General features: G+C 70.6%; 7 protein-coding genes and 1 pseudogene. 5 read left to right on the forward strand and 3 right to left on the reverse strand.

The annotated features are described in order from the left end of the window. The 3 genes and pseudogenes from PKE44_RS12800 to PKE44_RS12810 all read right to left on the reverse strand — a co-directional run. Positions 1–346: pseudogene (locus PKE44_RS12800) on the reverse strand (hypothetical protein); the annotation flags it as partial. Positions 347–494: 148 nt separating this feature from the next. Continuing rightward, the gene (locus PKE44_RS12805; protein WP_324551787.1) at positions 495–1,004 is read right to left on the reverse strand and encodes a hypothetical protein; all 510 of its coding nucleotides are present in this window, start codon (positions 1,002–1,004) and stop codon (positions 495–497) included. A 171-nt stretch (positions 1,005–1,175) separates the two neighbouring features. After that, positions 1,176–2,075 (reverse strand): phosphoribosylaminoimidazolesuccinocarboxamide synthase, encoded by a 900-nt coding sequence (locus PKE44_RS12810; RefSeq protein ID WP_324551789.1) that lies wholly within the window; start codon positions 2,073–2,075, stop codon positions 1,176–1,178. 212 nt (positions 2,076–2,287) lie between these two features. Here PKE44_RS12810 and PKE44_RS12815 point away from each other — a divergent pair, with 212 nt between their 5' ends. From PKE44_RS12815 to trpE, 5 genes are all read left to right on the forward strand, one after another. After that, a complete protein-coding gene (locus PKE44_RS12815; RefSeq protein ID WP_324551791.1) occupies positions 2,288–2,950 on the forward strand; it encodes an energy-coupling factor ABC transporter permease in 663 nt (220 codons plus the stop codon). Positions 2,951–3,039: 89 nt separating this feature from the next. Then, positions 3,040–3,900, forward strand: a complete 861-nt coding sequence (gene djlA, locus PKE44_RS12820; protein WP_324551793.1) for a co-chaperone DjlA — start codon at positions 3,040–3,042, stop codon at positions 3,898–3,900. Positions 3,901–4,043: 143 nt separating this feature from the next. After that, positions 4,044–4,724 carry a ribulose-phosphate 3-epimerase gene (gene rpe / locus PKE44_RS12825; RefSeq protein ID WP_324551795.1) on the forward strand — a complete coding sequence of 227 codons (681 nt, stop codon included), beginning with the start codon at positions 4,044–4,046 and terminating at the stop codon, positions 4,722–4,724. Further along, on the forward strand, positions 4,724–5,395 hold the full coding sequence (locus tag PKE44_RS12830; protein WP_324551797.1) for a phosphoglycolate phosphatase: 672 nt from the start codon (positions 4,724–4,726) through the stop codon (positions 5,393–5,395). The genes rpe and PKE44_RS12830 overlap by 1 nt, the downstream gene beginning before the upstream one ends. 160 nt (positions 5,396–5,555) lie before the next feature. Then, on the forward strand, positions 5,556–7,005 hold a 1,450-nt coding region (gene trpE, locus PKE44_RS12835), incomplete at its 3' end, for an anthranilate synthase component I (RefSeq protein WP_324551799.1).

Below are 7,005 nucleotides of genomic sequence, written 5' to 3' on the forward strand. Positions count from 1 at the left end.
CGAGCGCCCAGACCAGCGTTGCCCCGAGCAGGGCCGCACCGCTGCCGGTGTGCGCGAGCCACGGCAGCGCGCCGAGCGCGAGGCTGGAGATGACGGCTGCCAGCGCGATCGGTCCGGCCAGCCGCCGGGCGCCCTGCGCGGTACGCGCCGCCCACATGCCGGCCGCGCAGTCGGCGGCGGCGAACACGAGCTGGTCGATGATCAGCAGCCACGCCAGCCAGGCCGCGACAGTCGCTGCGTCGAGGCCGACCTGACGCAGCATCGGCGGCAGCAGCAGCGCGTACAGCGTCCACGACAGCGCGAGCAGCGCCTGCACAGCGTAGCCCCAGAGGACGGTTGCGCCCATGCCGGTCTCCGCAGGTTGGGAAGGACTGCGCGAGCATGGCGTGCCGGCGGCGGGACGCAAGCGCAACCGGCCGCCGGCAGGGGTCTGCGGGCGGCCGGTCGGGTCGGTCCGGTTGCGGACCCCGCCGGATCGGCGGGGCGGACGGGGCTCAGGCGACCCGCGACTGCGGATCGATGGACTGCGGCTGCGGATCGAGGACCGGCGCCGGGGCGCCAGCGTTCAGGGTCGTGGCGTCCGGAGTGTCGGGAGCCGGGGCTTCGGTCGGCGCCGGTGTCTGCTGCTGCAGCACCTGCGCGGCCTGGAAGGCCTGCTGCAGCAGTAGGAAGGCCTGACGCATCGACAGGTGCCACTGGTCCCAGTCGAAGCCGCTGACGGTATCCAGCCAGGTCTGGAAGATGCGGTTGCGCACCAGCGCCTGACGCGCGCTGTAGTCGAAGTCCGGACCGGCGCTGACCATGCGCTCCCATTCCTGCACCCACAGCCGCGTGGCTTCCAGCCAGCGCGCGTTCTGCTCGTTCAGCAGCCGCAGCGCGTGCGGCGTGCCCCAGCCGGCAGCCTCCTGGGTGTCGGCGATGCGTTCGCCGAAGCGGACCCAGTCCGCCCAGATGTCGTGCTGTCCGTACAGACAGGTCTGCAACCATTCCCGATCGCTGTTCATCGTGATGCGCTCCTCGGTGGATCGAAAGCGTCCGGATCTGGGCCCGGATCGATGGCCGTGCCGGCGGGAGCCGGCACGGCGTGGACGGCGATGATTGTCAGAGAACTGGCCTGTAACAACACCTTACGGTCGGTTAATCGAAGCCGGTGCGCGGCAAGGCCGCTCCGGGGCTCACAGCCCGGTCAGGCGCGTCATCGCCTCGCGGTACTTGGCGGCCGAGCGTTCGAGGATTTCCTCGGGCAGCGCCGGCCCCGGGGCCTGCTTGTTCCAGTCCAGGGTTTCGAGGTAGTCGCGCACGAACTGCTTGTCGAAGCTCGGCGGATTGCTGCCGGCGCGGTACTGGTCGGCCGGCCAGAAGCGCGAGGAATCCGGCGTCAGCGCCTCGTCCATCAGCACCAGGGCGCCGTGCTCGTCGAGACCGAACTCGAACTTGGTGTCGGCGATGATGATGCCGCGGGTCAGCGCCCAGGCAGCGGCCTCGCGGTACAGGCGCAGGCTGGTGTCGCGCACCTGCGCGGCCAGCCCGGCGCCGATCTGCGCGACGACGGCCTCGTAGGAGACGTTCTCGTCGTGATCGCCGACCGCGGCCTTGGTCGAGGGCGTGAAGATCGGCTCCGGCAGCCGCTCGGCGAGCCTGAGCCCGGCCGGCAGCGCGATGCCGCAGACCGCGCCGCTCGTGCGGTAGTCCTTCCAGCCCGAGCCGATCAGGTAGCCGCGCACGATCGCCTCGACCGGCAGCCCGCGCAGCTTGCGCGCGACCACGGCGCGGCCCTCGACGCGGGCGCGTTCGGCCGGGTCGGGCAGGGCCTGTTCGAGCGTGACGGTGGCGAGGTCGAGATGATTGGGCACGATCTGGCGCGTGCGTTCGAACCAGAAGTTCGAGATCGCCGTCAGCATCGCGCCCTTGCCGGGGATGCCGGTCGGCAGCACCACGTCGAAGGCCGACAGCCGGTCGGTGGCGACGATCAGGATGTGCCGGTCATCGATGCCGTAGACATCGCGGACCTTGCCGCGGTAGATCAGCGGCAGGCTGGTCAGCTCGGCCGGGGTGGATTCGAGGATGTCGCTCACGGCGCGGACTCCGGTCGGGGCGGGCGGAACAGGGCGCGGATTGTGCGCGCGCCGCCGTCGGGGTGCCAAGCACACCGCCGGCCGGCGTGGCGTCCGTGACGGTGCACGGGCCGCCCCGGAATTCGGGTCGCGGGCGCCGGTCCATCCATCGGGGGGAAGGCGCGTCGCTGGCGTGCCGTGCAGATCGGCCATCCGGCCAGGCAGGTGCTTCCATGAATTTTCCGTCCGAACTGCTGCCGTTCGAGCTGCGCCTGCTCGCCGATGCCCTGCTCGTCGCCGGCTGCCTCGTGGCGCTGTACTGCGCGCCGTGGCGGGCGCTGCGGCGCAACGCCATGGAGCACGTGCTCGGGGCGGCGCTGGTGTCGCTGCTGCTGCTGTGGTCCTTCCACGCCGGCGTGTCGCCGGGCCTCGGCTTTCACTTCCTCGGCGTGACGGTGCTGACGCTGATGTTCGGCTGGGCGCTGGCGCTGCTCGGCACGGTCGTGATCGGCATCGGCATGGCCTTGTTCGCACGGCTGGACTGGGCGGCGCTGGCGGCGACGATCCTGCTGATCGGCGTGCTGCCGGTGCTGGTCAGCCACGGCATCCAGCGGCTGGTCACGCAGCGGCTGCCGGCCAACCCGTTCATTTATATCTTCCTGTGCGGCTTCTTCGGCGCGATCCTCTCGGCGCTGTGCGCGGTCATGGCCGTGGTCGTGACGCTGGTGGCGCTCGACGTGTATCCGTTCGAGCGCATCGCCCGTGAATATTTGCCATTCCTGCCGCTGTATCTGTTCCCGGAAGGGCTGATGAACGGCATGCTGACCGCGGTGTTCGTCGGCATGAAGCCCGAGTGGCTGCGCAGCTTCGACGAATCGCGCTACTTCCGCTCCTGAAACCCCTGCACGTCCGTGTCCGCCCCGATGCCGAGCCACCGCCTGCCGTTCCCGTCCCCTGCATCCCTGCCGTGCGCCGGGGTGTGCGCATGAACTGGTGGGGCAAGATGGTCGGCGGCGCCTTCGGCTTCATGGTCGGCGGACCGTTCGGTGCGATGTTCGGGGCCGCGGTCGGCCACAACTTCGACCGCAACGCCGCACGCTTCGCCGGCCTGCACGACGGCCACGGCCACGGTCAGGGCCGTCACGGCAGCGATGCCGAGGCCGAGCAGCGCTTCCTGATCGCGCTGTTCGCCGGGCTCGGCGCCGTCGCCAAGGCCGACGGTGCGGTCAGCGCCGCCGAGCTTGAAGCCGCGCGCGCGGTGATCGGTCACCTGCGCCTCGACGGTCTGCGCCGCGAGCAGGCGATGCGCGCGTTCAACGACGGCAAGCGCGCCGACTACCCGCTCGATGCGACGCTCGACGCCTTCGCCGAGGTGCTGCCGCAGCGGCCCGAGCTGCTGCGGGCCTTCCTCGAAATCCAGCTCGCGACCGCCTGGGCGATCGGTGAACCGCACCCGCGCGCGCGCGAGTGCGTCGGCTCGATGGCGGCGCGCCTCGGCGTCGGCCGCGGCCAGCTCGATGCGCTGGAGCTGATGATCCGTGTGCAGCGCGGCGGCTTCGGCGGTCCGGGGCAGGGCCGGCAGCAGTATTCCGGCAGCCACCAGCACCGCCAGCCGGCGCGCCCGGCCACCCCGCCGATCGACGAGGACTACCGCACGCTCGGCCTCGCGCGCAGCGCCACCGACGAGGAAATCACGCGCGCCTACCGCCGGCTGCTGAGCCGCCACCACCCGGACAAGCTCGCCGCCCAGGGCCTCGACGAGGCCGGCATGAAGCACGCCACCGAGCGCACGCACGCGATCCGCTCGGCCTACGAACGCATCCGCAGCGCACGCGGCTTCGGCTGACGGCACACCCGGGCCGCCGCTGCGGGATTCCCGTGTCGCAGTGCAACGTCGCTGCCCGCGCCGCGGCCGGATCGGGTACAGTGCCGCCTCCCCTGCTCAAGCGGTTCGCCGGGCTGCGCTAGCCCGGTGCGGAGTCATTGGTCATGCCGGATTTCCTGATCGCTCCATCGATCCTGTCGGCCGATTTCGCGCGGCTCGGCGCCGAGGTCGATGCGGTGCTCGCGGCCGGAGCGGACGTCGTCCACTTCGACGTGATGGACAACCACTACGTCCCGAACCTGACCGTCGGGCCGATGGTGTGCAAGGCGCTGCGCCAGTACGGCGTGACGGCGCCGATCGACGTGCACCTGATGGTCGAGCCGGTCGATGCGCTGGTGCCGATGTTCGCCGAGGCCGGCGCGAGCTGGATCACCTTCCACCCCGAGGCCAGCCGCCACGTCGACCGCACGCTGCAGCTGATCCGCTCCTGCGGCTGCAAGGCCGGGCTGGTGTTCAACCCGGCGACCCCGCTCGACGTGCTGCAGTACGTGATGGACAAGCTCGACATCGTGCTGCTGATGTCGGTGAACCCCGGCTTCGGCGGCCAGAGCTTCATTCCGGCGACCCTCGGCAAGCTCGCCGATGCGCGCGCGCGCATCGCGGCCTCCGGGCTGCCGATCCGGCTGGAGATCGACGGCGGCGTCAAGCTCGACAACATCGGTGAAATCGCCCGTGCCGGGGCCGACACCTTCGTTGCCGGCTCCGCGATCTTCAGCACGCCGGACTACGCTGCGACCATCGCTGCGCTGCGGGCCGAACTGGCCCGCGCGGCGGAGGAGGCCTGATGTTCTCGCACGTGGACGCCATCCTGTTCGACCTCGACGGCACGCTGATCGACAGCGTGCCGGACATCGCCATCGCCATCGACCAGCTGATGGACACGCTCGACCTGCCGCGCCGCGGCGAGGCCAAGGTGCGCCAGTGGGTCGGCAACGGCTCGACCAACCTGATCCGCCGGGCACTCAGCGACTCGATGGACGGCGAGGCCGATCCGGAACTCATGGATCGCGCGAAGCCGCTGTACCGGCGCTTCTACGGCGCGCAGGTCTGCGTGCACAGCCGCCTGTATCCGGGCGTGGTCGAGGGGCTCGACAAGCTCGCCAAGCGCAAGCGCTTCAAGCTCGCCTGCGTCACCAACAAGCCGGCGGATCTCGCCGCGCCGCTGCTGGAGCGCATCGGCATCGCGCATCACTTCCATGCGCTGGTCGGCGGCGAATGCACGCCGACGGTCAAGCCCGCGCCCGAATGCCTGCTGCTCGCGGCCTCGCGCATCGGCGTGCACATCTCGCGCTGCCTGATGGTCGGCGATTCGCGCAACGACATCGGCGCGGCGCGCAACGCCGGCTGCCCGGTGGTCGCCGTGCCCTACGGCTACAACCACGGCCGCGACATCCGCGAGTTCGCGCCCGACATCGTCATCGACAGCCTCTCCGAGCTGTCGGGGCTGATCGACTGAAGCGCAGGAAAGCCGGCACCCGACGATGATCCCGAACGAAACCCAGCCCATGGACCTGCGATGGCGGTGGCGGCACTGATCCCGGTTCCGCCGCTGCAACCGTCGTCCGCCCGTGCGCGGGCCACGGTACCGATCGCCGTCTTTCCCGCAGGGTTTCCCGATGAATGCCACTGAATTCGCCGCCCTCGCCGCCGAGGGTTACAACCGCGTGCCGGTCGTGCGCGAGGTGCTCGCCGACCTCGACACGCCGCTGTCGACCTACCTGAAGCTCGCCGATGCGCCGTACAGCTATCTGCTGGAATCCGTGCACGGCGGCGAGAAATGGGGCCGCTACTCGATCATCGGCCTGCCGGCGCGCACGGTGCTGCGCGTGCGCGGCCACGAGGTGACCATCGAGCGCGGCGCCGAGGTGGTCGAGCGCGCGACGGTCGACGATCCGCTCGCGTGGATCGAGGCCTTCCAGCGCCGCTACCGCGTGCCCGACAACCGCGAGGGTCTGCCGCGCTTCGCCGGCGGGCTGGTCGGCTACTTCGGCTACGACACGATCCGCTACGTCGAGCCCCGCCTCGCGCACTGCCCGAATCCCGATCCGATCGGCGCGCCCGACATCCTGCTGATGGTGTCCGAGGACGTGGTCGTCTTCGACAACCTCTCCGGCAAGCTGTACGTGATCGCGCAGGTCGATCCGCTCGCCGAGCGCGCCTGGGAGCGCGCGCAGGCGAAGCTCGATGCCATCGTCGAGCGCCTGCGCAGCGGCTCGACCGCGTATGCGCACGGCCATGGCGCGCCGCTCGCCGAGCAGGATTTCGTCTCCGGCTTCACGCAGGCCGGCTTCGAGGCCGCGGTCGAGCGCATCAAGGACTACATCCTCGCCGGCGACTGCATGCAGGTCGTGCCCTCGCAGCGGCTGTCGGCGCCGTACACCGGCGCGCCGCTCGACCTGTACCGGGCGCTCAGGAGCCTCAATCCGTCGCCGTACATGTACTTCCTGAACCTCGGCGACTGCCACATCGTCGGCTCCAGCCCCGAGATCCTCGCGCGCCTCGAAGACGGCACGGTCACGGTCCGCCCGATCGCCGGCACGCGCAAGCGCGGCCGCGACGAGGCCGAGGACCGCGCGCTCGAAGCGGATCTGCTCGCCGATCCGAAGGAGATCGCCGAGCACCTGATGCTGATCGACCTCGGCCGCAACGATGCCGGGCGCGTCTGCACGACCGGCAGCGTGCGCGTCACCGAGCAGATGGTCATCGAGCGCTACTCGCACGTGATGCACATCGTCTCGAACGTCAGCGGCCGGCTGAAGGACGGGCTGACGGCGATGGACGTGCTGCGCGCGACCTTCCCGGCCGGCACGGTCAGCGGCGCGCCGAAGATCCGGGCAATGGAGATCATCGACGAGGTCGAGCCGGTCAAGCGCGGCATCTACGCCGGCGCGGTCGGCTATCTCTCCTGGAGCGGCAACATGGACACGGCGATCGCGATCCGCACCGCGGTGATCAAGGACGGCGTGCTGCACGTGCAGGCCGGGGCCGGCATCGTTGCCGACTCGGTACCGGCGAGCGAATGGGAGGAAACCCTGAACAAGGGCCGCGCGATCTTCCGCGCCGCCG

Source organism: Plasticicumulans sp. (genome assembly GCF_035331805.1).
In the GTDB taxonomy this organism is placed as follows: Bacteria; Pseudomonadota; Gammaproteobacteria; order Competibacterales; family Competibacteraceae; genus Plasticicumulans.